The sequence below is a fragment of the Pseudomonas artemisiae genome (genome assembly GCF_057128685.1).
In genome coordinates, this window is sequence record NZ_JBSKHS010000013.1 from 1 (window position 1) to 24,126 (window position 24,126).

Consider the following 24,126-nt stretch of genomic DNA (forward strand, 5'->3'; position numbering starts at 1 on the left):
CCTGGCTTGCCAGCGACCCGCTACGCATGGTGCTGAAGCCAGCCGCTGACAAGCCAGGCTGCTACGGGAGGCTAACCCCCGTTCCCCAGCCCTGCAGAAATCAACCGTCTCACTCAGCCACATTGGCAGGAGTCTTCAGCACAGGCCCGTCGTCGTGGCGGCTGATGAATTTCCAATCGGCTTCGTCGATATAGATCCCCTGAGGGCCGCTTCCAGCCTCCAGGTCGATAGCGACGTGGGCAGACACCTGGGGCTTTACGGACGCGAGAATAGGCGTAAAGCCTAACTGCTGACTGGTTTCAAGCAAGGCTATCTGGTTACGTTCATCAATGTCAGCAGCTTCGTCTAGGTAGTAGGGCAGTCGAATGCGCCCGGCCTGCTCGCGGTCCATCAGGTGCAACAGCAGGTACATATTGGTCAGCGCCTTGATTGTCATGGTGGTGCCGTTGGACGCCGCCCCGTCGATGTCAGTGTGCAACACCGGTTGACCATTGACCTTGGTGATCTCGAACGCCAGTTCGAAGAGGTCCTTCAAACCCAACTGGTTATAATTAGCCGCCACTAGCCGAGCAAGGTACTCCTTGGCTTCTTCGTTCTTGCTGTCTTGCTCCGCGCTCCTGCTTAAGTCGAAGACTGACAAGGTTTCGCCTTCCTCGTATTGCCCCGCGCTGTGGATGATCTGGTCAATGTGCTTGAGCGCATCTTTATTAGGCGCCAGTACGATGCGGAAACTTTCCAGGTTAGAAACCTGACGGCGGTTGATTTCACGGTTGAACAACCCTAACTGGTGTTCAAGGCTGTCGTAGTCGCTACGGATGTTACGAAGCGTACGGGCAATATCGGTGACAGCCGCACGCCGTGCCTTACCTAAAGTAAGCGCTTCGTCCTGCCGATGAGCATAAGCATTGATCAGCAATTGAAGGCGACGCTCGGTATCTTCCTCACTGTCGAACTTGGCCACGCCCTTAAAGCGCACTTGCGCATACAGGGCTTCGATTTGACCGTCTACCCTAAGCAAGCCTTGCCAGCTGTCTTGGTAATCGTGAAGCAGCGGCAGCAGGTTCTCCATGCTGTCATCTACCGGCTCCATAAAAGGCGTACCCAGGGGCATATTGGCAGGTAGCAAGTGGCGGCGGCGTAAGGCATCGTCCAAGTTACGCTGCTGCGACTCCAGGTCTGCGATCTGGCGGCTGATTAATTGCAGCTTGGCGGCCAGCTGTTGTACGCGCTCGGCAAACGCATCGCTGGAGCGTTTGAGCTCATCCTGAGCCGCCTCCAGTTGCGCCAGGGCGTCGAATTTAGTGGGCTCCTCTACAGCCAAGGTTTGCAAGCGACGGAAATCTTCCAGCGCTTTTTGAGCGTCCAGTACCTGCTGATAGAGCGCATCGGCCTGGGCTTTGCTCGCTGCCCGGTCAAAGGTTACGGTTTGCTGGGTTTTAAGCTGACGCAGCTCCTTATCGAGGCGATCTTTCTGTTCTCGCAGCGCCGCGCGATCAGCCAGGGCCTGCAACGCAGGTGGCTCGATACTAGAGAGGTCTATACCCAGCCCAGGCACTTCGAAGCGGTCGCCCGCGAAGCATTCCAGCATGGTTTCGAGGCTTTTCACCCAGACATCGCCACTATCTAGGCTAATGCCGCTATCCCCTAACGGCAAGCTGAACAGGGCGCCGTTGAACAGCCGCATCAACCGCTGCACATCTTGCTGGGAGAACGCCTCACGCAGCCGCGCATAGCTGTTGTTATCCGCATGATCAAGTTGTTGCTTGACGGTTTTAAGCCGGCCTTCCAGCTCTCGTACCCTGGCATCTAGGTCATCGCTACTGAATTGTCGTGCATGTGCCAAGGCTCCCGCTAGCTCCTCGTGGGCATCCTTGGCTGCAAGTAGCTGTTGCTCCAATACCCGCGCATCTTCGACCAGAGTAAAGCGGTGTTTGAGAACGGACAGCTCGCCCAACCAACGCTGAAGGCCGGCAATCTCACGCTCCAGGCGCATCAGCTCTTGCGTGGTAGCGCGCTGGTCGTTCTGCAATACATCCTGTTGACTGCGGTAATGCTCGGCCTGGATTAGTAGTTCTTCTTTGCGATCCCCCGAATACGCCTGCCAGGTGCCTAATAAGGTATCCAGCACAGGCGACAAACGATGCAGCTTGCCCCGCAGTTGGTCCCGTTGGCGTACACCATTGGCCAGCGCTTCCACCAATGGGCCGGCAGCCACTAGGGCGTTGTAGTCTTGCTCCATGCGCCGCACATCACGGAAGGCTTCCTCACAGGCGGCGATGTAATCCACACTGCCTGACCGCAGGCTGTGTTCAAACGCATCCAAAAACAGCTGTTTGAGTTTGGCCGCAGTGATCTCGCGCATATGGAGCAAGTTGATAAACAGCGCCCTGAAGGTTTTCAGGCTTTGCTCACTGGTGGAGCGCAGCGGAATCAGTGTCAGGTCCAGCGGTATAGAGGTATGGCCGCCCACCAGTAGCCGGCGCAATTCGTCAGGTTTGAGCTCATAGGCTTTTAAGCCATGGCGCTCCAGGTTGGCAAACAGCGCTTTCTGGCGCAGACAGGTGTCATCTTTCTGATAGTGACCCAGATCCAGCGCACCGGCATAGGCGAAGAATTGATGACCGAAGCCACCGCCTGGCCCGCGCCCAACCACACCAATGACATGGGGGCCATGGGCCAGCGCCACTTCGCACAAGATGTAACTGGTATCGCTAGCGAAGTAGAAGCGCCGCGACTGCTCCAGGCTGTATTTGCCAAAGCTCATGTCCGACATCCGAGCCAGGATGGGGAATTGCAGGGCATTGATCGAAGCACTTTTGCCAAGGTTATTGGCCCCATAGACCGACAAGGGATGTTCCAGCGGGAACAACCCCAGGCTATAGCCGGCGGTATTTAGCAGAGCAAAGCGGCGAATGCCGTAGCGTTGCTGGCTCATGTATCCATCTCCTGTCGTGCTTCGGCTATCGCCAGCGCCAAGGCATGTTCTTCGTCTTGCAACAACGAGGGCTCATCATCGACCAGCACTGGAGTGGGCAAGGGCAAGGCGCTATGCAGGCTGGCTGCCAGGTCGCGGTCTTGCTGTACCGCCAGGCATACGTCCAGGAAGCGGTGCATGGGTGCCAGGAAGCGGTAAACGCCGTTTTCCTCGAAGGTAAAGCCTAGGTGCGTCATGCGCCGGAGGATTTTCTCTTCAAGTTCTTCAGGGGTTTGCACCTCGGCCTGGCCGAACAGGTCCCGGTACTTTTCCAACAGGGCAGGCAGCTCATCACGACCCAGGCTGCCTCCATCCAAAACGCTGACAGGGTCCCGGCCTTGGTCGGCCAAGTGTTCCACTAGAATGAAGGTGAACAGCGAAAGCCGTTGGGCCGTTTTGTTCACCTGCGCGGCGGCTTGCTCGGGAACGAAGTAATAAAAGCCTCGGGTATCGCACACCAACTCGAACCCCAGCGCCCGGAACAGTGCCCGGTAGGCGTCCTGAAGGGTCGAGAGTTGAGCGTACAGCTCAGGGTCGCGGCGGCTGATATGAAAACCTTTGAACAGCTCCCGGAAGATGGGGGCCAGTTGGGTCAGTTCGCTTAAATCAAGAGTCATGGGCAGGGCTCACGGGTTCGACAGCCAGTGGAGCAGGGGCTGCGGCAGAGTACAAAGCAAAGGAGCGTAGGCTCAGCAGATGCCCCTGGGTACGGTAGTCCTGGCGCTCCAGGCGCTGGCGGGTAAAGCGTTTGTCCCGGGATAGCCGCGAGAACCAGTACAGCAGTTCGTCCGTGGCGCCATCGGGTTCCTGTTCCAACAACCAGCTCATCAAGTCAGGTAGTGGTAGCGCCTGCTCACAGTGTTGAAGCATTTCTCGTACGGTACGTGGGGCGCGGGTGGCGCTAGCGCTTTCGGATTTTTCCGAGCGGGGGAAAGGTGCCGGCTTGGATTCGAAGCGCGCCAAGGCATACATATAAGCCTCCACCTGACTGGCGGTGCCCAGGAAGTTGCTTTGGGGGCGGCTGAACAAGGGCAGGGCGGCTTGTGGTACCGCATCCAGGCCCTTGCGGCGCATGGCAGCCAATGCCAAGGCAGCGCCTCGGGTAACGGCATTATGGCGGCGGGCCTCTTCACGCAGCGGCAACAGCAGCTCACGGGCGTGACGCAAGGCCAACTGCGCGCTGGTCTGCATTTCCAGAATACGCGCATGGGTACGCAGTAGCCTGTCGTCATCCACCAAATGGCCAAGGCGCTGTTGCTCACCTAGCAGCCGCAGCAACACCGCTTCGACCTTGCGCACGCCTTGTTCGAAGGCGCCGTCGGCGCTAACCAGCTGGATCATCGGTTCCACGTATTCATCCCAGGTGGCTAACACTTCGGCATAGCGTTGGCGCAACGGGATCTGCCGTTCGCTGGTCTTGGCCCGCTCGGCAACGGCCACCAGCGCCTGTTCGTCGTTGGCCAGTTTCTTCAGCACATCACGCACGCGCATATCCAGCAGCCGCAACTGCCGCGCCAGGTCGTCGCCATCACGAATGTCAAAGGCATCCTGGATATGCCCGGCCAGGCGCTCCAAGTGGCGCAGATAGGCTTCTATCTCCAGGCACAGGCCCAGCCGATGCTCGCGACGCAAATACGCCAGAAAGTCGTGAATCTGCGCATTGAGCTCGAAGCGGTTGGGGCTTTTGGCCACAGGTACCAGGATGTCCAGGCGTACCCACGTATCGAGCAGGCTGGTGATGTCGTGTGGCGTGCTCTCATGCAGTTGCCCGGCCAGTTGCAGGCGCAGTTCGACAAGGCCCAGGGTCCCCTGATCGAAACGTTCGCATAGGGGTTCAAGCAGGGCCCAGTGTTCGGCGAGGGCGCGTAGCACGCGCTTGGGTTCGATCATGAGAGGGCCGCTCGGTTGCCAAAAAAAGCCCGGATTGTATCGCATCCCCAAGGCAGCCGCGGTGTTGGCGATCACTGGCCAAGGCGGCTGCGTAGCGGTCGTGAAATCTCTACAACACAGGTAGAATCGCTGCCCTGTATGTCTACCCGTGGCCTGCCTGTGCTGACCGAACCCCGCCGCCGTGCTTACCTTGATGCCATGCAAGTGGTGCAGTGGGTACCACGTGCCGAATTGCCATTTGCCGCCGCCTCACGGCCAGCGCTGCTCGAAACCCTGGAGGTCAGCCAGCCTCCTGACGTAAGCCTGCCTGCGCCCGCGCCAGCCGTGGTTACCGCCGCACCCGCTCGCGCGCCCCGGATCGAGCGGCCCAAGCGAGATATCCCACGGCCTGGCCTCGTTAAACCCCAGCCCAAGGCCGACGCTGAGCCTGAACCTGTGCCACAGCCTGCCAAGCCGATGGCGGCAGCGCCTCGCTTCGCCTTGCAGTTGTTGCGGGCCGGGGCGTGCCTGGTGCTGGCCGAACTGCCCACCGGGGATGCGTTTCAGTCCCGGGACCCTGGGTATTTGCTGCTCAAGGACATGCTGCGCGCAGCGGGCCTACCGGAGGCGCCTCAGTTGATCGGTGAACCGGTGCGTTGGCCGTGGCTAGCCAAAGGCAGCCTCGACCAGGGGCCAGAGGCCGCGCGGGACTTCGTGCAAGGGTTCGTGGCGGCTCAGCTGGAGGTGGCCCCCTGTGCCTGCCTGTGGCTCGTAGGCTTGCCCGCGCTACGCTTTGCCGCGAATGTGGATGACGCTGCATTTTACCAAGAAGTGACCATTGATGGCCTGTGCGATGGCTGGGCACTGCCCGGCCTGGAAACCCTGATGGACGAGCCAATGCGAAAGGCTGACGTCTGGCAAGCAATGCGCCGCCTGACGCCGCGCTGGAAACCCGCTGAATGAATAACGCCGTGACCTTCCGCCCTATGACCGAAGCGGATATGGACGCTGTACTGAAGGTCGAATACGCCGCCTACACCCACCCCTGGACGCGGGGTATCTTCCTGGATGGGCTGAAAAGCTATGAGATCTGGCTGATGTTCGAAGGGCAGCAGTTGGTGGGGCACGGGGTGATCAACGTCATCATCGACGAAGCCCATCTGCTCAATATCACGGTAAAGCCTGAGAACCAGGGTCGAGGGCTTGGCTTAAAGCTGCTCGAGCACCTGATGGAGCGCGCCATGGCGCTGGACGGGCGTGAGTGCTTTCTTGAGGTGCGGGCCAGTAACCAGTCTGCCTATCGCTTATACGAACGCTATGGCTTCAATGAGATCGGCAGGCGGCGGGACTATTATCCCGCCGCAGGCGGGCGTGAAGATGCCCTGGTCATGGCCTGTGTGCTGCTTTAGTCAGCCTCGCCATCCCACTTCTTGCCGTCGAGCGGGTCTATGTAGGCCAGCTCTTGTTCATCCAGGCCGTTACCGCCGCCGATGTCGTCTTCATCCACGGGGTTCAGTTGCAGGTCGTTTGGCGCATCGCTCAGCTGAGCTTCGGCAAAGGACTCAGAACCGTCCGCCGGAATCAGCGTTTCCGGGCTCATGTCATCCATGGTTTGATGATGGTCTTCAGTAGACGCACCGGTTAGCCCTGCTTCGCTTACGCGTTCAGCAGAGGCCATGGCTTCGTCGTCTAAACCGTCACCAGTAAAGCCTGCGGGGCCAGCGCCATTGGGTTCGTTGAAGTCCAGAGGGTGAACCGAGCCGATGCGGTCTTCGATGGTGTCGATCTCAGAGGGCTGTGGGTCGTCGTAACCGCGATGCTTGGGGCCCATGGGGCGTACTCCAGTTAGGGGACATTAATAGGTGGACTCACCTCGCCGGGCAAGATTCAATTCGAGCAGCGTGGCGCAACGTGACCTGGCGCTGCGGGGCGGAGTCATACTGGCGCATCATTATCGAGACGTGACCATGAACGACCTACAAGAACTGATCGACAACAATGCCCGTTGGGCCGACGCCATCACTGAGCGAGACCCTGATTTCTTCGCTAAGCTCGCTCGCCAGCAAACCCCTGAATTTCTCTGGATCGGTTGCTCCGATGCACGGGTGCCAGCCAATGAAATCGTCGGCATGTTGCCGGGGGACCTGTTCGTTCACCGCAACGTGGCCAACGTAGTGCTGCACACGGACCTCAACTGCCTGTCGGTGATCCAGTACGCCGTGGATGTGCTCAAGGTGAAACACATTTTGGTGACCGGCCACTATGGGTGTGGTGGCGTGCGAGCAGCCATGCAAGACCGCCAGTTGGGCCTGATCGATGGCTGGCTGCGCTCGATCCGCGACCTGTACTACGACCACCGCCAAACACTGGCTACGTTGCCTACCGAGGAGGCCCAGGTGGACCGCCTGTGTGAACTCAACGTGATTCAGCAAGTGGCCAACGTGGGCCATACCAGCATCGTCCAAAATGCCTGGCACCGTGGGCAGAGCCTGTCCATCCATGGCTGCATCTACGGCATCAAGGATGGCCGCTGGAAGAGCCTGGACACTACTATCAGCGGGTTCGAACAACTGCCGCCACAGTACCGCCTGCGGCCGCTGACATAATTGGCTACCAAAGCGCATCGAACCTCTGGCGCAAAACCCCACTAAGATGAATTGACCCTTAGTGCGGCAACAGGAGGCAAGATGAAAGCGTATACGTGGATAGCGGCTTTGCTCATGGCGGGTGCGGTCGGCGCGCAGGCGGCCAGCAAGAGCGTCAACTTGAACCTGGCGGGCCCAGAGGGGCCCTTGCAGGCCGTTGGTGAAGTCAAAGTTGAAGAAACCGCTTATGGGTTGCTGTTTACCCCAACCCTCAAGGGGCTGCCGGCTGGCGTACACGGTTTTCACGTTCACCAGAACGGCAGCTGCGCCCCTGCCATGAAGGACGGCAAGATGTCCCCAGCCGAAGCTGCTGGCGGGCATATGGACCCAGCCAAAACCGGTAAGCACCTAGGGCCTTACGCTGACGGGCACTTGGGCGACCTGCCGGCTATTTATGTGAATGCAGACGGCACCGCCACCTACCCTGTGTTAGCGCCCCGGCTGAAGAAGCTATCCGAAGTCGAAGGCCATGCGCTGATGGTCCATGCCGGCGGCGATAACCACGCTGACATGCCTAGCCCGCTGGGCGGCGGCGGTGCGCGCTTGGCCTGCGGCGTATTGTGAGGCTTGGCGCCTGGTTCGCGCTGTTGGCTGCCACCGCCTAGGGCGAGGATTACACCCAACGTTCTTCATTCTGCCGCTGATAGCCCGCAGCCCTGTGCTTACAGGTGAAGTAAACCCTGTCGCGCGTGAGTCACAGTTGCTCGGATCAATCAGCGATGGAGAAAATGATGGTGTGGTTCACTGACCCTTCAGTGTGGGCCTCCTTGCTGCAGATACTGCTGCTAGACCTCTTGTTGGGTGGGGACAACGCCGTAGTGATCGCCATGGCCTGTCGTCAACTACCCCCACAACGGCGGCGCCAAGCGATCTGGGGTGGCATGGCTGGCGCCGTGATACTGCGCATCGCATTACTGTTCTTCGCCATGCACCTGCTGGCGCTGCCTTGGCTCAAGCTGATCGCGGGTGCCTTGTTGCTGTGGATCGGTATACGCCTGATCGCCGCCCCGGAGCCAGAGACTCACAGTGTCAAAGGCAGCGCCCACTTATGGGCCGCCATCAAAACCATTGTGGTGGCCGACGCGGTCATGTCCTTGGATAACGTACTGGCCGTAGCGGCAGCGGGGCAGGGCAATCTGTACCTGGTAGCCGGTGGTGTGTTGTTGAGCATCCCGCTCATTCTGCTTGGCAGCCGCGTGGTGCTGGTGCTGATGGAGCGCTTCCCAGTGGTGGTCACTCTAGGCGGAGGGCTTATCGGCTGGGTAGCGGTCAGCCTCGCGCTGTCGGACCCGGTAGTCTCCCCCTGGGCGCCGCCTGCTGGCTTGATGAGTTACCTGGCCAATGCCGTAGGTGCACTGTTGGTGATGTTGTTAGGAGCAGGCGTGGCCCGTTATCAGGCTCGGCAGCGCGCAGGGTCAGCTTAACAGTGGCTGTGGGCCAATACGTTTTAGAAGGTAGACGTTAAGGGGCGCGAGCTGAAACCGTTTTCGCGAGCTGTTGCTCGCACGTATGGCCGGGTTTACGCGCACAAAAAAGCCCGCGCGAGGCGGGCTGTTTTGTGTTGCAAGCTACCGGAAGGTAACCTGAAACAGGTTTGGTGGCTACACAGGGACTTGAACCCCGGACCCCAGCATTATGAATGCTATGCTCTAACCAACTGAGCTATGTAGCCAAGTGGCGCGCATTATTCGCGGCAGGCGCTTCCCTGTCAAGCACAAGGGCCAAATTTTTTTCCAGGCAAAGCACCTAACCGCTTGATCTCTATACCGCTGCTTAACGCGTGCGCGCGAATTGCCCGCACCCTAAAGGTAAAAAACACGCCCTGGGGTTGTACAAGAGTTATAGCACTGCCACCCAGCCTAGCCGCCTGGCTTACGGCCCTGAGGCTGCCCTATTTATTGGATCCAGCTATGGTTGTGAAGGGGTTCACAACTCGAAATCAACTAAGCGAAGCCGCTCGACTGTAAAGCCCCTGTATAAGTTGTTAATTTTTTATGACGAACGGTCAGCATGTTTAATAAAGTTTCGTGGCCTGAAAAAGATAAACACAGTACTTATGGCGTTGCAGCCGGTATTGGACCAAGAGGCTTTTCAATGGACAAGAAGGATGCGCTCGTCATGCCGGGTTATTCCGGGCCGGCGCTAGTGATCGGTGTAATAGCCGCAGTGATCTCTTCTGGGTTAGTTGTCTTTTTCGCCCAACCTGCCTCGTTAACCGCAGCGGTACTTGGGGCGAGCGTGCCCACTTTGCTAGCGACGTGGATAGTTGCTCAAGGTGCGCGTAGGGCTGCCCAATCGCAGCTATCGGCCCAGGCCACTGAAGCCGATGCCCTTACCTCCAACACCCCCCAGCCTTCTAATGCTGAGCAGGTATGTGCCGAGGCGCTGCCTGTGTGGGTACGCCAGGTGGAAACGTCCCGCTCGCAAACCGAGGATGCAGTCACTGCACTAACCCAGCGGTTCGTGGACATCGCCTCACGTTTGCAAGAGACCGTAAGGGCCTCCCAGCAGGCCGCGGGCAGCTTCGGCGAAGGCGGCGCAGCAGAAGGCGGCTTTGGTCAGGCCGACGCAGACCTGAACCAAGTAGTGGATACCCTGCGGGTGTCCCAGCACAGCCGCGATGAAATGCTCGGCGAGGTGCGCAACCTGACCAGCTACACCGGTGAGCTACGGGCCATGGCGGCTGAAGTGGCGGCCATTGCCGCACAAACCAACCTGCTGGCGCTAAACGCCGCCATCGAAGCCGCCCGGGCGGGCGAGGCTGGCCGGGGCTTTGCCGTGGTAGCCGATGCCGTGCGGTCGTTGTCGAGCCAGTCCAGCGAAACCGGGCAAAAAATGTCGGCCAAGGTGGACATCATCAACGGCGCCATCACCCGGTTGGTGGACGTTGCTGGTGAGAGCAGCGAGCGCAACAGCGATATCGTCTCCCAGGCCCAAGGCACCATCGAAGGGGTACTGGCGCGCTTTGCGTCGATCACCGAAGAGTTGCGCCATTCGTCAGACCTGCTGCGCAACGAAAGCCTGGGGATAGGTGAAGAAATCAGCGAGGTGCTGGTGGCGCTGCAGTTCCAAGACCGGGTGAGCCAGATCCTCGCTCAGGTCAGCGACCGCATGAACGACCTGCATCAGCATATCCGCGACAGCCAAGCAGCGGGTGTTCCTCTTAACCTGGACATCAAGGCCTGGCTGGCACAAATGGAACGCTCTTACGCCATGCAAGAGCAGCGCGACAATCACAGTGGCGCGGCCAACCACACGGCAAACGACAACTCGATTACCTTTTTCTAGGAGCGCTTCATGGGCAAGACCGTACTGGTAGTGGACGACTCGGCCAGTATTCGCCAAGTTGTTGGGATTGCACTTAAAAGTGCTGGGTACGATGTCATCGATGCAGCAGATGGCAAAGACGCGCTGGGTAAACTAAAAGGCCAAAAAATCCATTTGGTGATCAGTGACGTGAATATGCCAAATATGGATGGCATAACCTTTCTCAAAGAACTCAAGAAGTTACCCACGTACAAGTTTACACCAGTCATTATGTTGACGACTGAGTCCCAAGAGAGCCGTAAACAGGAAGGCCAGGCTGCGGGCGCACGGGCGTGGGTAGTCAAGCCTTTCCAGCCGGCGCAGATGATGGCCGCGGTCGCTAAGCTGATCCTGCCATGATCACTGCCCAGGTAAACGGTGACCTGCTCCAGGTAACCCTCGACGCGGACCTGACCATTTACCTGGCGGCAGAGCTGCATGCCGAGTTGGTGCCTTGGCTGGAGACACCGCGCAACTGGGCTTTGGACTTAGCCGCGGTGAGTGAATGTGATGGCGCGGGACTGCAATTGCTGCTGATGTTGCGTCAGCACCTGGCTGGTGCTGGGCGCGCATTGACCCTTATCGGCCGTAGCCCTGCCGTGAACGAAGCCTTGAGCCTGTGTGGCTTGGCCGCCTCCTTCGATGACCAGGCCGTGGCCTGAACCTTTAGCAGGAGATCGCCGTGCCGCTCAACCTTGATGCTGCTTTGCAAACGTTCATCGCTGAAGCTCGAGAGCTGCTTCATGACATGGAACAGGCCCTCCTGACGCTAGAAGCGCAGCCGGACGATGACAGCCAATTGGCGGCGATTTTTCGCGCCGCCCATACCATCAAAGGCTCGGCGGGGCTGTTTGGCCTGGACCCTATCGTGGCCTTTGCGCACGTAGTCGAAGATTTGCTGGACCGCCTGCGGGCCGGCCGCCTGACGGCTTCCCGTGAGATGGTGGCGCTGTTGCTGGCCTGTAACGACCACTTGGGCGAGTTGCTCGAAGTGGTCGCGGTACTCAATACCGCTCCTTCGGCCGAGCTGCTGGCGCGGGAGCAGGGCCTGCGCGAGCGCCTGGCTACGTTCGGCGCCGTCAGCGCTCAAGGCGCCGTAGCATCAGCGCAACTTACTCAGGCCCAACCGGCTGGGCGCTGGCATATTTCCATACGCTTTGGCGTGGATACCTTCCGCAACGGCATGGACCCGCTGTCGTTCCTGCGTTACTTGGACACCTTGGGCGAGCGCCTTGGCACCGAGGTGTACCAGCCGCCCATGGCGTTTCCCGAACTAGACCCAGAAAGCTGCTACCTGGGCATGGAAATCGCCCTGCGCTCGGACCGGAACGAAAGCGCCATCGCTGAAACCTTCGAGTTTATTCGCGAGGAATGCCGCCTTCGTATCTTTGCGCCCGACACGCCGCCCAGCGAGTACCGCCACTGGCTGAACGAGCTGGGTGAAGAGGGCGCTTGGGTCGAAGACGCACTGAGGCGCTGTGGCACCCTCGGCGAGCCTGCCGACGAAGCGCTGGCTCCGACACCGGCGGTTGTCGCCGAGCCGGGGACAGCGCCTGGTTCATTGCCTGCCACTGGCAACAAATCTACTCAGGGCAGCCGCGCTGGCGGGTACATCCGTGTGCGCGCCGACAAACTCGAAGAGCTTATCAACCTGGCAGGAGAGCTGGTCACCGCTGGGGCGGGCGCTCAGTTGCTAGCGCGCCAGAGCGCAGACGAGCAACTGGTGGAAGCCAATAACGAAGTCAGCGCCTTGCTCGAAGCTTTACTCGACGGTGCGCTGGCCATGCGCATGGTGCCTATTGGCGAAACCTTCAACCGCTTCCAGCGGGTAGTACGCGACGTCAGCCAAGAACTGGGCAAGGAAATCGAACTGGTGGTCAGCGGGGGTGATACCGAACTGGATAAAGCCTTGATTGAGAAGATCGGCGACCCACTGATGCACCTGTTGCGCAACGCCATGGACCACGGTATCGAACAACCCAGCGTGCGCCTGGCCGCTGGCAAGCCTGCGCGGGGTTGCTTGCGCCTCAACGCCTTCCACGACGCTGGCAATATTGTGCTGGAACTGGCCGATGACGGCGCGGGCCTTAATCGCCAGCGCATTCTGCAAAAGGCCCGCGAGCGCGGGCTGGTGGGCACGACCGAGCCTAGCGAGCGCGAGCTCTATGCACTGATCTTCGAGCCGGGGTTCTCCACTGCCGAGGCCGTGACCAACCTGTCAGGGCGAGGCGTGGGCATGGACGTGGTCAAGCGCAACATCACCAGCCTGCGCGGCAGCATCGAGTTGGACAGCGAACCCGGTGCCGGTACGCGCGTGCGTATACGCCTGCCGCTGACCCTGGCCATGATCGATGGGCTACTGATCGACAGCGCGGGCAGCGCCTATGTAATCCCGCTGGATACGGTACTCGAATGCATCGAACTGCCCACCGCCGACCGTATGAAATTGCGCGAACAAGGCCACGTGGCGCTGCGCGGTGAAGTGCTGCCGTTGGTGTTTCTGCGGGATTACCTGGGGTTGCAGGGTGAGCCTGCCCGGCGCGAGAACATTGTGGTGGTCAAGGCCCAGGGCCTTAAGGCTGGCCTGGTGGTCGACCACCTGATGGGCGAGTACCAAACCGTCATCAAGCCGCTAGGGCCGTTGTTCGCCAACGTGCATGGCGTCAGTGGCTCCACGGTGCTCGGTAGCGGCGCGGTGGCGCTGATCCTCGATGTGCCCGCATTACTGAAAAATCTGATCGATCAGGCTAGCCATGGGGCAGGCCCGGCAGATCATCCCACGAGTATCCGTCAAGCCGTTTAAGGCCAGGGCCTGTCCCGAGGTGTCAACATGAAGTGGTTTTACAACATGAAAATCTCTGTGAAGCTGCTGGCTTCGTTTCTAATCGTACTGTCGCTGTGCGCGGTGCTCGGCGTGTTCGCCGTGTTCCAGCTGGGCGCGGTGAACAGCTCCAGCACAGAGATGACAGACGACTGGATACCTTCAATGCGGGTAGCGGCGGCCATGCGCTATAACCTCAGCCAATACCGCACTCGCGAGGCCCGGCACATTCTGGCAGACACCGACAGCGAGCTGGCCGAGATGGAGCAAAACCAGGCCCAGTCCAAGGCTGCCGTGAACGAGGGCATCGAGCAATATAAGCCCTTGGCGTCCAGCGCCGAGGAAAGCGCGCTGTACCAGAGCTTTATTACCGATTATCAGGCTTACATGAAGGTCAGCGAGAGGGTCGTTCAGCTTTCCCGCCAAGGTCAGAAAGAAGAAGCCAAAAACATACTGGCGGTAGAGTCAAAGCCGGTGTTTGATCATGCGGCTGGCACGCTGAACAAACTGGTGGAGCTGAACGACGCCGGTGCCGCTCAGGCCAGCGCGGTTGCGCAGCACACCTTTGAAACCGCCCGCAACGCCATTATCGCGGTACTGGTGTTCGCCATTCTGGTTGGCCTGTTCCTGGCCTGGTTCGTCTCGCGTGCTATCGCCCGCCCATTGGTTGTGGCGGTGGATATTGCCTCGCGCCTGGCCAAGGGTGACCTTACAGGGCATATCGAAGTGCGTGGCCGCGATGAAACCGGTCAGTTGCTGCTGGCCATGCAGAATATGTCTGGCCAGTTGGGGCGCATCATTGGCGAAGTACGTCAGGCCGCCAACAGCTTAGCCAGCGCCTCTGAAGAACTTAGCGCCACGGCCCAATCCATGAGCCAGGCCACCAGTGAGCAGGCCGCTAGCGTGGAAGAAACCAGTGCGTCTATCGAGCAGATGACTGCCAGTATCAACCAGAACACCGATAACGCGAAAGTCACTGATGGCATGGCGAGCAAGGCCGCGCGTGAAGCCGCCGACGGCGGCAAGTCGGTGGAGGCCACGGTGTCGGCCATGAAAAAGATCGCCCAGCGCATTGGCATTATCGATGACATTGCTTACCAGACCAACCTGCTGGCGCTCAACGCCGCCATCGAAGCCGCCCGCGCTGGCGAGCACGGCAAAGGCTTCGCGGTCGTGGCCGCCGAAGTGCGCAAGCTGGCCGAGCGTAGCCAAGTCGCTGCCCAGGAAATCGGCGAGTTGTCCGGCAGCAGCGTGGAGCTGGCCGAACGGGCTGGCGGCCTATTGGCGGAAATGGTCCCGTCCATCAATAAAACCTCGGACCTGGTGCAGGAAATCAGCGCCGCCTCCGAAGAGCAATCCGCTGGCGTGGCGCAAATCAACCTGGCCATGGTCCAGTTGAACCAAGTCACTCAGCAGAACGCCTCCAGCAGTGAGGAGCTGGCGGCCACGGCCGAAGAGATGAGCGCTCAGGCCGAGCAGTTGCAGGAAGTGATGGGCTTTTTCAACGTGGGTGACACCGTGGCGCCACTCCAGGTGCCGTCACGCCCACGGCCCTCGCTGCCGCAGCCGCCGAGCAAGACCCCGTCGCGGCGGCGCGGCGGCCCGTCTGAATTGTCCGAAGCTGAATTCACCCGCTTCTGAGGCCTGCCATGACTGCACAGCCACTTGGCCCGGTGGGCGCCACCGGAACCGATGCCCAATACCTCACCTTCAGTTTAGCCGGTGAGCTGTACGCCCTGGCCATTCAGGGCATCAAGGAAATCATCGAGCTGACCCAGATCACTGTGGTGCCGATGATGCCCGATTATGTACGTGGGGTAATCAACCTGCGCGGCGCGGTGGTGCCAGTGGTGGACCTGGCCGCGCGCTTTGGCCACCCGCCCGCGGCGGTAGGCCGGCGTAGCTGCATCGTGGTGCTGGAAGTACCTGCCGAGGAAGGCCCCCCTCTGGTGTTCGGCCTGTTGGTGGATGCGGTCTCTGCCGTGGTGGACATACCTGCCGCGGCCATTGAGCCGCCGCCTAGTTTCGGCTCACGTATTCGTGTGGACTTTATCGCTGGCATGGCGCGCATCGACGACCGCTTCGTCATTGCGCTGAACGTGGACCGGGTATTGAGCGTCGAGGACATGGTCGCCTTGGCGCAAGTGCCTGGCGTGCAGAGGTAACCTGTGATCGAACTCAGAGCCAGTGAATTCACGCAGTTTCAGACCTGGCTCTACGGTCGCGCCGGTATTTACCTGGGCGAGAACAAAAAAGCCTTGCTCGCTTCCCGACTGGCCACGCGCGTGCGGGACCATGACCTGCCCGACTACGGCGCTTACTTTCGCCTGATCACCAGCGTGGAGGGGCTGAGCGAGGCGCAGATGGCCCTCGATTTGCTCACCACCAACGAAACCTATTTTTACCGTGAGCCCAAGCACTTCGAGTTCCTGCGCGAGCAACTGCTGGCGCGGCCGCGTTCGGGGCGGCCCTTTCGTATCTGGAGCGCGGCCTGCTCCAGCGGTGAAGAGCCCTACACCATGGCCATGGTGCTGGCCGAAACCCTGGATGGCAGCCCGTGGGAGGTGGTCGCTTCGGACATCAGCACCCGCATGCTGGATAAAGCCGGCCGTGGCCATTACCCCATGGAGCGTGGGCGTAACTTGCCCAGGGAGCTGCTGGAGCGGTATTGCCTCAAAGGCATCGGCAACCAGGCCGGGACCTTTCTGGTGGAGCGCAGCCTGCGGGAGCGGGTGAAGTTCGTGCAGGTCAACCTTAATGCCGCGCTACCACGCATGGGCGAATTCGACCTGATTTTCCTGCGCAATGTCCTGATCTATTTTGATATGTCCACCAAACGCAAGGTGATCGACCGCCTGGTACCTAACCTGCGCCGAGGCGGGCATTTCATCATCAGCCACTCCGAGAGCCTCAATGGCGTGAATGACACGCTGGAGTTGCTTTCCCCTTCGATGTATCGAAAACCATGAGCCCAACCCGCGCCACCATTGCGGTAATGATCGTCGACGACTCCGCCGTGGTACGCCAGGTCATGCAGTCGATTCTTGAGCAGGAACCAGACCTGGAGGTGATAGGCGCCGCCAGCGACCCGCTATTTGCCATGGACAAAATGGCGCGCCGCTGGCCAGACGTGATCGTGCTGGATATCGAGATGCCACGCATGGATGGCCTGACCTTCCTGCGCAAGGTCATGGCCGAACGGCCTACGCCTGTGGTGATCTGCTCCACGCTGACCGAAAGCGGCACCGAGACGGCCCTGCAGGCCATGGCGGCGGGGGCGGCGGATATCATCACCAAGCCTAAAGTGGGCCTGAAGGATTTTCTGCTGCAATCCTCCGGTGAGCTGGTGCGGGCGGTGCGCGGCGCGGCCAAGGCCAACGTCAAGGCATTGCGCCCTCGGCCTGCGGCAGCACCCGTGCCGGAGCGGCTAAGCGCGGACGCTATTCTCCCGCCAGGCCCAACGCCGGCGATGGCGCGTACTACCGAACGGGTGGTGGCGATTGGTACTTCCACCGGCGGCACCCAGGCGCTGGAACAGGTGCTGGTTGCCCTTCCACGGATCACCCCTGGCATCGTAGTGGTGCAGCACATGCCGGAAAAATTCACGGCCTCCTTTGCTCAACGGCTGGACAGCGTGTGCGAGGTGACCGTGCGCGAGGCGGTGAACAATGACCGGGTGCTTCCAGGGCAGGTGTTGATCGCACCTGGCGGGCGCCACATGGTGGTCAAGCGCAGTGGCGCGTTCTATCAGGTGCAGATTATGGAGGGCCCCCATGTGAATCGGCACCGGCCTTCAGTGGATGTGTTGTTTCGCTCCGTGGCCCGCTGCGCGGGCAGCAATGCCACCGGCATCATCATGACCGGCATGGGCGACGACGGCGCGCGCGGGCTGAAGGAGATGCTCGATGCAGGGGCCGATACCTACGCCCAGGATGAGGCCAGTTGTGTGGTGTTTGGCATGCCCCGAGAGGCGATCAAGTTGGGCGCGGCCCGGCAGGTGTTAGGCCTGGAGGCGATCCCCAAGGCCATTCTCGAAGGCTTGCGCGGCCGCCGCTGAAGCACCAGTGCCCGACGAACTGGCAATTTAACAGCAGTTGCCGCTTAAGGTTCGGTTTTTGCAGTGTTTTTAGAGAATGTTCCGCCCATATGGGCGTTGCCGTTGTCCAGGAGTGCTATCGGACATGTACAGCTTGCTTTCTCCAGGAATCCGCCTGCTGGGCCGGTTCACCTTCGCAGGTAAATTTCGCCTTTTGTTCTTGCTGTTCGTACTGCCTTTGATCATCAGCCTGACCTTGCTGGGCAAGGATTACCAAGCCCGCCTCCGGGTGATCGACCACGAGCAGACCGGCGTGCTACAGCTACAGGCGCTTGAAGCCGTGGACCGCCTGCTCAGCCAGCAGCGTTTACAAGCCGCGCGCTGGAAGGCGGCTGACATTTTGCGCGAGCCCACCCCAGCGGCAAAGGCAGCCGTCAGTGCCCTGGAAGCTTTAGCGGTACCGCTGAACCAGGCCGTGACGCAATTGGGTCAGGTATTGAGTGATACCGGTGCCAGTGCCCAGGTGCAGCAGCGTTACAAAACCCTACAGGAAGCCGTGGCCGGCCTCGAGGTGCAGAAGTTACGTGGGCTGGGGTGGTGGCCGGATGGCTTCGAGCGCTTTGCAGCGGTAATCAGCGAGCTGCAGCTGTTGCGCGAGCAACTGGCCATGGACAGTGGGTTGATTCTCGACCCTTGGTTGGAAACCTACCTGCTGATGGAGATGGCTACCCAGCGCGCGCCTGACCTTAACGAGCGGGTTGGGCGTCTCGCCGCCGTGGCTGAGGCCTCGGTGGTGTCTGGCCAGTTCAGCTTGCAAAGCCGCTTGCAGTTACGCGACCTGCGCGGCCGCATTGGCGATGCCCGCGAACAACTGCTTAAAAGCGGTGCCTCGCTCACTCAGCAATTGCCTGAAAGCGACACTGACTGGAAAGGCCAATACACCCGTACCCTGGCTACCCTCGACGATACCCTCAAGTTGCTGGACGAGCAGCTGCTCGGCGGCACGGTCAACCTGTCCGCGGCAGACTTCGATGGCCGCATCGACGCTTTGCTGGAGCAGATCGTTGGCCTGCGCCAAGCGTCGCTTGCTTCATTGAGCCAGCGCCTGGGCAGCCATCATGGGCAAGTGCTGGGCGAGTTCGTGCCCGTGACCCTGGGCTTTACAGTACTGCTACTGGCAGCCCTGTACCTGTTTATGTGCGTTCAAACCTCTATTCGCCGCAGCGCGGCAGGCATCACTACCTTGGCCGAATCACTGCGTGACGGGGACTTGCGCATACAGGTGCCGGTGGAAGGCAAGGACGAGTTGGCGGCTATTTCTCAGGCCCTGAACAGTGCCGTGGTGCAGTTGCGCGGCAGTATGGCGGGTGTAAGCCGAGAGACCGATGCCCTGGGCGGCTCGGTGTCCACCTTGGCGGCCCAGGCCAGTGAGACCCTGGAAGACGTCGAGCAGCAGCAATTGCAGATCAGCCAGATCGCCGCGGCAGCCACGCAACTGGCGGCCACGGCCCAAGGTGTGGCCAAGAGCTGCGAAGCGGCCGCCCAAGGCGCTCGGCAAACCCAGCAGATCGCCCTGACCAGCAGTCGGCAGAGCGAATTGACCACGCGTAACATTCAGCAGCTCAACGAGCGCTTGGGTGCCAGCGCCGAGGCGTTGGGGCGGGTGAGCGAGCAGGGCCAGCAGATTCAGTCTGTGGTGGACGTGATCGGCGGTATTGCTGGGCAAACCAACTTGCTGGCGCTCAACGCTGCCATTGAAGCGGCCCGAGCTGGCGAGCAGGGCCGCGGGTTCGCCGTGGTGGCAGACGAAGTGCGCAGTTTGTCTCAACGCACTCAGGCCTCGACCGCGCAAATCGCCGCTACGGTGGAAAGCCTGCGGGCCACGGTGCAGCAGGCGGTGGAGCTGATGCAGGCTGCCTGCGCCCAAGCAGAACGGGACGCCGCCGCGGTGACGGGGCTGGGCGCCAATTTGGGCGAAATCGCCACTGCGGTTGAGGTGGTCAACGATACCCTGGCGCAGATCGCCACGGCAGTGGATGAGCAGGCCGCCACCGCGGACCAGGTCAGCAGCAATATCCAGCAAGTGGACCAAGCCGCCTTGCGTTTACTCGAAGGCGCCCGTGAGGTGCATAACGCGGCGGATCGCCTAGGGGAGGGCAGCCGGGCGCTACGCGCCAATACGCAGCACTTTGCCACACGCTAGCGTCCATTCGCCAGCTTCGCTGGCTCCTACAAGATGACCTGCGCACCTGCCCAACCTGCGGGCGCAGTTCAGGGTGTAGGAGTGAGCGAAGCTCGCGAAAGCTGCACCCCTGTTTGCTGCGCGACAGCGCGGCGCCTACAGGTTGAGGCGCCGGCGAGCCTGGGCGGCTACAACTGCCCCAACAACCAGCCTCGGAAGGCCCGCAGCGAGGGTAACCCCTCGTTGCGGGGTGGGTAGATCAGGTAATAGCTTCGCCGGCTGGCAAAGGCTTCGCCGGTTGAACGCAATGCGCCGCTGGCCAGTTCTTCTTCTACCAGCACCCTGGGCACAAGGCCGATGCCGATGCCGGCGCGTACGGCCTGCACCAGGTGCGAGGTCAGCTCGAAGCTCGGGCCCAGACGCATGGCCCGATGGGGCAAGCCATGGTGGCTAAACCACTCTGGCCAGGCGTGGGGGTTGTTGGCCACGTTAAGCAGTACCTGTTCAGCCACGCTGGCAGGGCTAAGCGCCAGGCCAGGTTCATGGACCACCACCAGTTCTTCGGCCTGCAAGCGATGGCTCGTAAGGCCAGGCACTTGGCCAACGCCCACACCGATCGCGGCGTCGATCTCGCTGGTGTCGAAGTCGATGGGTTCGATGCGTGAATGGATGTGGACCAGCATGCCGGGGTGCGCCTGGTAAAACAGGTGCAGCCGTGGCAGCAGCCATTTGGAGCCGAAGGTCGGCAGCGTGGCCAGGCGCAGCGTGCCGGTGCCGGATTGAAATGCCAGCGCCTGCAAGGTGGCGCCGCGGATCTGCCCCAATGCCTCAGCCACCTCACGGTGGTACAGCCGGCCCACATCAGTGAGCTGCACATGCCGCCCTTCGCGGCGAAACAACCTTAACCCAAGGCTGTGCTCCAAGGCCTGCACCTGCCGGCTGACCGCGCTTTGGGTCAGGGAAAGCTCTTCGGCGGCGCGGGTATAGCTTTCATGCCGAGCTGCGGCCTCGAAGGCCAGCAAGAGCGACATGGACGGGGTGAGGTGGCGATAATTCATTCGTAAAAGTCATCGATAACGGGCTAATTTTCCGTTTGTCTTGCTCACCTAATGACGCGAGCATGACAACATCGAATGAAAGAGGCTGACGCAGTCACGGCCTGGTGGCAAGCGCGCCCATATGTTTAACGCCGACAGAGGCCACTGACCGATGATCGCAGTACTGCAACCGGCCGCCGCGAAGGCCAGCTACCGTGACTTTCTCGTGGCCTTGCAAGCCAACGGCTTCAAGGGTGAGCTGAGCGCTGACTACGCCAGCCGTACGGTGCTGGCCACCGATAACTCCATCTACCAACGCCTGCCGCAGGCCGCGATCTTCCCACGGGATACCGACGACGTGGCCTGCGTGGCACGGCTGATGGCCCAGCCGGAGTACCAGGGGATCAAACTCACCCCACGGGGCGGGGGTACCGGTACCAATGGCCAGTCCCTCACCGATGGCATTGTGGTGGACCTCTCGCGGCATATGAACCGCATCCTGGAGATCGATCCTCAGGCGCGCACGGTCAGGGTGCAGGCAGGGGTGGTGAAGGATCAGCTCAACGCGGCGCTCAAACCCCACGGGCTGTTTTTCGCTCCGGAGCTGTCCACCTCCAACCGCGCTACCCTCGGCGGGATGATCAACACCGATGCCAGCGGCCAGGGCAGTTGTACCTACGGTAAAACCCGTGACCACGTGCTGGCGCTGCGTTCGGTGCTGTTGGGCGGCGACACCCTCGATAGCCAACCCATCGACAACGCCGAGCTGGATCGCCAGTGCGCGCAGCCAGGTCGGATAGGCGAGGTGTACCGCGCCGCTCGCCACATCAACCACACCCAGGCTGAACTGATCGAGGCGCGGTTCCCCACGCTCAACCGCTGCCTGACCGGTTACGACCTGGCTCACCTGCGCGAAGCCGACGGGCGCTTTAACCTCAACAGCGTGCTGTGCGGAGCGGAAGGGTCCCTGGGGTTCGTGGTCGAGGCAACGCTTAACGTGCTGCCTATCCCTAAGTATTCGGTACTGGTGAATGTGCGCTATGCCAGCTTTATGGACGCGCTGCGCGACGCTCGAGCGCTCATTCAACACAAGCCGCTGTCCATCGAAACCGTGGATTCGAAAGTGCTGTTGCTGGCAATGAAAGACATCGTCTGGCATGCCGTGGCCGAGTACTTTCCGGCAGACCCGGACCGCCCTACCTTGGGTATCAACTTGGTGGAGTTTTCCGGCGACGAGCCGGCCGAGGTAGAACAGCGGGTGGCCGCCTTCGTGGCGCACCTGCACAGCGACCAGGGCGTACAGCGCCTGGGCCATACCCTGGCCGCCGGCAACGAAGCGGTGACCCGGGTGTACAGCATGCGCAAGCGCTCGGTGGGCCTGTTGGGCAACGTAGACGGCGAGATACGGCCCCAACCTTTTGTGGAAGACACCGCGGTACCCCCAGAGCAACTGGCGGACTACATTGCCGAGTTCCGGGCATTGCTCGATGGTTACGGCCTGGCTTATGGCATGTTCGGCCACGTGGACGCTGGCGTGCTGCATGTACGGCCCGCACTGGATATGAAAGACCCGGCCCAGGCCGCGCTGGTACGGCCAATCTCCGATGCCGTGGCTGCCCTGACGCAAAAGTACGGTGGGCTGCTTTGGGGCGAGCACGGCAAAGGCGTGCGTTCCGAATACGTGCCGGCCTTCTTCGGGGAGCTGTACCCCTCGCTGCAGGCATTGAAGACCGCGTTCGACCCCCATAACCAACTCAACCCTGGGAAAATCTGCACGCCCTTGAGCAGTACCGACACCTTGCTGCGTATCGATGAGGTACCGCTGCGCGGCGAACTGGACCGGGAGATCGATGAGCGGGTATGGCAGAGCTACGGCACCGCCATGCACTGCAATGGCAATGGCGCCTGTTACAACTATGACCCCAACGACGCCATGTGCCCGTCGTGGAAAGCCACCCGGCAACGCTCCCAGTCGCCCAAAGGCCGTGCCTCGCTAATGCGCGAATGGCTGCGATTGCAGGGGGAGGCCGGGGTCAATGTGCTGGCGCCAAACCTGCGCCAGCCGCGCTTTTGGCACACCTTGCCACAGCGCTGGCGCAACAGCCGTGAGCAGCGCCAGAGCCGGACGGACTTTTCCCATGAAGTGTACGACGCCATGGCCGGTTGCCTGGCGTGCAAGTCCTGCGCGGGCCAGTGCCCGGTCAAAGTGAACGTGCCAGAATTCCGCTCGCGCTTTCTTGAGCTGTACCACACCCGCTACTTGCGCCCGGCCCGTGATTACCTGATCGGTTCGCTGGAATTCACCCTCCCTTACCTGGCGCGTGTGCCAGGTGTGTACAACGGCCTGATGAAGGCGCGCCTGATCAAGGGCTTGCTTGAGCATCGCGTAGGCATGGTGGATAGCCCCTTGCTCAGCCGCTTTAACTTTAACGCCACCCTGACCCGCTGGAACATTCAACCCGCCACGGCAACCCGGTTGATCGGGCTAAGCGAAGCCGAGCGGGCCCGCAGTGTGATCCTGGTTCAGGACGCTTTCACCCGTTACTTCGAAACCCCGCTGTTGGCCAAGTTGATCGAGCTGATCTCGCGCTTGGGTTACCAGGTGTACCTGGCGCCTTTCTTCGCCAACGGCAAGCCGCTGCATGTCCAAGGGTTCTTGCGGGCCTTCAACAAGGCCGCGATTCGTAACGCCAGCCAGTTGCAGGCGCTTAGTGCCTTTGGCGTGCGCATGGTCGGGCTGGACCCGGCCATGACCCTGGTCTACCGCCAGGAGTACGCCAAGGTGCCCGGCCTCGCTCAACTGCCTAAGGTGGAGCTGCCTCAGGAGTGGCTGCTCGATGCCTTGCCGGCCAGCCTCAAAGCCAAGGCGCCGACCCGTTACCGGTTGCTGGCCCACTGCACGGAGAAAACCAACGCCCCGGCCAGCACCCAGCAGTGGGAAGCGTTGTTTACCCGGGCTGGCCTGAATTTGACGACCCAGGCCACTGGCTGCTGTGGCATGTCTGGCACTTATGGTCACGAGGCGCGCAACCAGCACAGCTCACGGGCGATCTTCGACCAATCCTGGGCCAAGCAGGTGGCGATACCCGTGGAGGCTCAAGGCGAGGCCTTGGCCACGGGCTACTCCTGCCGCAGCCAAACCAAGCGCCTGGCTGAGCGCGAGTTGCGCCACCCGCTGGAGGTGTTGCTCGAGCTGCAACGCGCCCAAGGGTGAATTGATAGGCCAGGCCGTTCTGCTGTCATAGGTAATCATCTG

20 protein-coding genes, 1 tRNA gene and 1 pseudogene are annotated in these 24,126 nt (G+C 61.0%); 16 read left to right on the forward strand and 6 right to left on the reverse strand.

What is annotated here, in order from left to right; genetic code table 11:
- Positions 1 to 109: 109 nt before the first annotated feature.
- The 3 genes from mksF to mksB are packed head-to-tail and all read right to left on the reverse strand — an operon-like array spanning position 110 to position 4,864.
- Positions 110 to 2,935, reverse strand: coding sequence for an Mks condensin complex protein MksF (mksF, locus tag ACWKV4_RS15270; RefSeq protein WP_483832939.1), 2,826 nt, complete (start codon positions 2,933 to 2,935; stop codon positions 110 to 112).
- Positions 2,932 to 3,591: an Mks condensin complex protein MksE gene (mksE, locus tag ACWKV4_RS15275; RefSeq protein ID WP_483832940.1), complete on the reverse strand. Its 660-nt coding sequence runs from the start codon at positions 3,589 to 3,591 to the stop codon at positions 2,932 to 2,934. The genes mksF and mksE overlap by 4 nt, the downstream gene beginning before the upstream one ends.
- Entirely contained in the window at positions 3,581 to 4,864 is a 1,284-nt protein-coding gene (mksB, locus tag ACWKV4_RS15280; RefSeq protein WP_483832941.1) for an Mks condensin complex protein MksB, read from the reverse strand. The genes mksE and mksB overlap by 11 nt, the downstream gene beginning before the upstream one ends.
- A 159-nt stretch (positions 4,865 to 5,023) precedes the next feature.
- Here mksB and ACWKV4_RS15285 point away from each other — a divergent pair, with 159 nt between their 5' ends.
- On the forward strand, positions 5,024 to 5,806 hold the full coding sequence (locus tag ACWKV4_RS15285; protein WP_483833059.1) for an energy transducer TonB: 783 nt from the start codon (positions 5,024 to 5,026) through the stop codon (positions 5,804 to 5,806).
- Positions 5,803 to 6,252 (forward strand): ribosomal protein S18-alanine N-acetyltransferase, encoded by a 450-nt coding sequence (rimI, locus tag ACWKV4_RS15290; protein ID WP_483832942.1) that lies wholly within the window; start codon positions 5,803 to 5,805, stop codon positions 6,250 to 6,252. The genes ACWKV4_RS15285 and rimI overlap by 4 nt, the downstream gene beginning before the upstream one ends.
- On the opposite strand, the gene ACWKV4_RS15295 is transcribed toward rimI, so the two are convergent.
- The gene (locus ACWKV4_RS15295) at positions 6,249 to 6,674 is read right to left on the reverse strand and encodes a serine kinase/phosphatase (protein WP_483832943.1); all 426 of its coding nucleotides are present in this window, start codon (positions 6,672 to 6,674) and stop codon (positions 6,249 to 6,251) included. The two genes, rimI and ACWKV4_RS15295, sit on opposite strands and share 4 nt — an antisense overlap.
- 136 nt (positions 6,675 to 6,810) lie before the next feature.
- Here ACWKV4_RS15295 and can point away from each other — a divergent pair, with 136 nt between their 5' ends.
- The 3 genes from can to ACWKV4_RS15310 all read left to right on the forward strand — a co-directional run bounded on the left by can (position 6,811) and on the right by ACWKV4_RS15310 (position 8,912).
- A complete protein-coding gene (gene can, locus ACWKV4_RS15300) occupies positions 6,811 to 7,449 on the forward strand; it encodes a carbonate dehydratase (RefSeq protein WP_483832944.1) in 639 nt (212 codons plus the stop codon).
- 81 nt (positions 7,450 to 7,530) lie between these two features.
- Complete coding sequence (sodC, locus tag ACWKV4_RS15305) at positions 7,531 to 8,052, forward strand: superoxide dismutase [Cu-Zn] SodC (protein WP_483832945.1); 522 nt, start codon at positions 7,531 to 7,533, stop codon at positions 8,050 to 8,052.
- A gap of 164 nt (positions 8,053 to 8,216) precedes the next feature.
- Complete coding sequence (locus ACWKV4_RS15310) at positions 8,217 to 8,912, forward strand: TerC family protein (RefSeq protein WP_483833060.1); 696 nt, start codon at positions 8,217 to 8,219, stop codon at positions 8,910 to 8,912.
- A 171-nt stretch (positions 8,913 to 9,083) separates the two neighbouring features.
- Here ACWKV4_RS15310 and ACWKV4_RS15315 read toward each other — a convergent pair.
- Positions 9,084 to 9,160, reverse strand: a tRNA-Met gene (locus ACWKV4_RS15315).
- Between the two features lie 953 nt (positions 9,161 to 10,113).
- On the opposite strand from ACWKV4_RS15315, the gene ACWKV4_RS15320 reads away from it, so the two are divergent.
- The 10 genes and pseudogenes from ACWKV4_RS15320 (at position 10,114) to ACWKV4_RS15365 (ending at position 19,854) form a co-directional block, all read left to right on the forward strand.
- Positions 10,114 to 10,776: a methyl-accepting chemotaxis protein gene (locus ACWKV4_RS15320; RefSeq protein ID WP_483833061.1), complete on the forward strand. Its 663-nt coding sequence runs from the start codon at positions 10,114 to 10,116 to the stop codon at positions 10,774 to 10,776.
- A gap of 9 nt (positions 10,777 to 10,785) precedes the next feature.
- Positions 10,786 to 11,154: a response regulator gene (locus tag ACWKV4_RS15325; RefSeq protein WP_483832946.1), complete on the forward strand. Its 369-nt coding sequence runs from the start codon at positions 10,786 to 10,788 to the stop codon at positions 11,152 to 11,154.
- Complete coding sequence (locus ACWKV4_RS15330) at positions 11,151 to 11,456, forward strand: STAS domain-containing protein (RefSeq protein WP_483832947.1); 306 nt, start codon at positions 11,151 to 11,153, stop codon at positions 11,454 to 11,456. The genes ACWKV4_RS15325 and ACWKV4_RS15330 overlap by 4 nt, the downstream gene beginning before the upstream one ends.
- A gap of 20 nt (positions 11,457 to 11,476) precedes the next feature.
- Positions 11,477 to 13,597, forward strand: a complete 2,121-nt coding sequence (locus ACWKV4_RS15335; RefSeq protein WP_483832948.1) for a chemotaxis protein CheA — start codon at positions 11,477 to 11,479, stop codon at positions 13,595 to 13,597.
- Between the two features lie 27 nt (positions 13,598 to 13,624).
- Positions 13,625 to 15,256: a methyl-accepting chemotaxis protein gene (locus ACWKV4_RS15340; protein ID WP_483832949.1), complete on the forward strand. Its 1,632-nt coding sequence runs from the start codon at positions 13,625 to 13,627 to the stop codon at positions 15,254 to 15,256.
- Positions 15,257 to 15,264: 8 nt separating this feature from the next.
- On the forward strand, positions 15,265 to 15,780 hold the full coding sequence (locus tag ACWKV4_RS15345; protein WP_483832950.1) for a chemotaxis protein CheW: 516 nt from the start codon (positions 15,265 to 15,267) through the stop codon (positions 15,778 to 15,780).
- A gap of 3 nt (positions 15,781 to 15,783) precedes the next feature.
- Entirely contained in the window at positions 15,784 to 16,584 is an 801-nt protein-coding gene (locus tag ACWKV4_RS15350) for a CheR family methyltransferase (RefSeq protein WP_483832951.1), read from the forward strand.
- A complete protein-coding gene (locus ACWKV4_RS15355; RefSeq protein ID WP_483832952.1) occupies positions 16,581 to 17,672 on the forward strand; it encodes a protein-glutamate methylesterase/protein-glutamine glutaminase in 1,092 nt (363 codons plus the stop codon). The genes ACWKV4_RS15350 and ACWKV4_RS15355 overlap by 4 nt, the downstream gene beginning before the upstream one ends.
- 1,174 nt (positions 17,673 to 18,846) lie before the next feature.
- Positions 18,847 to 18,993, forward strand: a pseudogene (locus ACWKV4_RS15360) (HAMP domain-containing protein); the annotation flags it as partial.
- A gap of 18 nt (positions 18,994 to 19,011) precedes the next feature.
- Positions 19,012 to 19,854 carry a methyl-accepting chemotaxis protein gene (locus tag ACWKV4_RS15365; RefSeq protein ID WP_483833062.1) on the forward strand — a complete coding sequence of 281 codons (843 nt, stop codon included), beginning with the start codon at positions 19,012 to 19,014 and terminating at the stop codon, positions 19,852 to 19,854.
- Positions 19,855 to 20,021: 167 nt separating this feature from the next.
- Here the strand turns inward: ACWKV4_RS15365 and ACWKV4_RS15370 are convergent, their stop codons facing one another.
- Positions 20,022 to 20,891 (reverse strand): LysR substrate-binding domain-containing protein, encoded by an 870-nt coding sequence (locus tag ACWKV4_RS15370; protein ID WP_483832953.1) that lies wholly within the window; start codon positions 20,889 to 20,891, stop codon positions 20,022 to 20,024.
- Between the two features lie 151 nt (positions 20,892 to 21,042).
- Here ACWKV4_RS15370 and ydiJ point away from each other — a divergent pair, with 151 nt between their 5' ends.
- Positions 21,043 to 24,084: a D-2-hydroxyglutarate dehydrogenase YdiJ gene (gene ydiJ / locus ACWKV4_RS15375; protein WP_483832954.1), complete on the forward strand. Its 3,042-nt coding sequence runs from the start codon at positions 21,043 to 21,045 to the stop codon at positions 24,082 to 24,084.
- The last annotated feature ends 42 nt before the right edge of the window (positions 24,085 to 24,126 follow it).

Coding starts and splice junctions, on each gene's coding strand:
- ACWKV4_RS15330 (WP_483832947.1), top strand. CDS start 11,151: ATGATCACTGCCCAGGTAAACGGTGACCTGCTCCAGGTAACCCTCGAC.
- mksE (WP_483832940.1), bottom strand. CDS start 3,591: ATGACTCTTGATTTAAGCGAACTGACCCAACTGGCCCCCATCTTCCGG.
- can (WP_483832944.1), top strand. CDS start 6,811: ATGAACGACCTACAAGAACTGATCGACAACAATGCCCGTTGGGCCGAC.
- sodC (WP_483832945.1), top strand. CDS start 7,531: ATGAAAGCGTATACGTGGATAGCGGCTTTGCTCATGGCGGGTGCGGTC.
- ACWKV4_RS15345 (WP_483832950.1), top strand. CDS start 15,265: ATGACTGCACAGCCACTTGGCCCGGTGGGCGCCACCGGAACCGATGCC.
- ACWKV4_RS15370 (WP_483832953.1), bottom strand. CDS start 20,891: ATGAATTATCGCCACCTCACCCCGTCCATGTCGCTCTTGCTGGCCTTC.
- ACWKV4_RS15320 (WP_483833061.1), top strand. CDS start 10,114: ATGCTCGGCGAGGTGCGCAACCTGACCAGCTACACCGGTGAGCTACGG.
- mksF (WP_483832939.1), bottom strand. CDS start 2,935: ATGAGCCAGCAACGCTACGGCATTCGCCGCTTTGCTCTGCTAAATACC.
- ACWKV4_RS15295 (WP_483832943.1), bottom strand. CDS start 6,674: ATGGGCCCCAAGCATCGCGGTTACGACGACCCACAGCCCTCTGAGATC.
- ACWKV4_RS15365 (WP_483833062.1), top strand. CDS start 19,012: ATGGCGGGTGTAAGCCGAGAGACCGATGCCCTGGGCGGCTCGGTGTCC.
- ACWKV4_RS15325 (WP_483832946.1), top strand. CDS start 10,786: ATGGGCAAGACCGTACTGGTAGTGGACGACTCGGCCAGTATTCGCCAA.
- mksB (WP_483832941.1), bottom strand. CDS start 4,864: ATGATCGAACCCAAGCGCGTGCTACGCGCCCTCGCCGAACACTGGGCC.
- rimI (WP_483832942.1), top strand. CDS start 5,803: ATGAATAACGCCGTGACCTTCCGCCCTATGACCGAAGCGGATATGGAC.
- ACWKV4_RS15340 (WP_483832949.1), top strand. CDS start 13,625: ATGAAGTGGTTTTACAACATGAAAATCTCTGTGAAGCTGCTGGCTTCG.
- ydiJ (WP_483832954.1), top strand. CDS start 21,043: ATGATCGCAGTACTGCAACCGGCCGCCGCGAAGGCCAGCTACCGTGAC.
- ACWKV4_RS15355 (WP_483832952.1), top strand. CDS start 16,581: ATGAGCCCAACCCGCGCCACCATTGCGGTAATGATCGTCGACGACTCC.
- ACWKV4_RS15310 (WP_483833060.1), top strand. CDS start 8,217: ATGATGGTGTGGTTCACTGACCCTTCAGTGTGGGCCTCCTTGCTGCAG.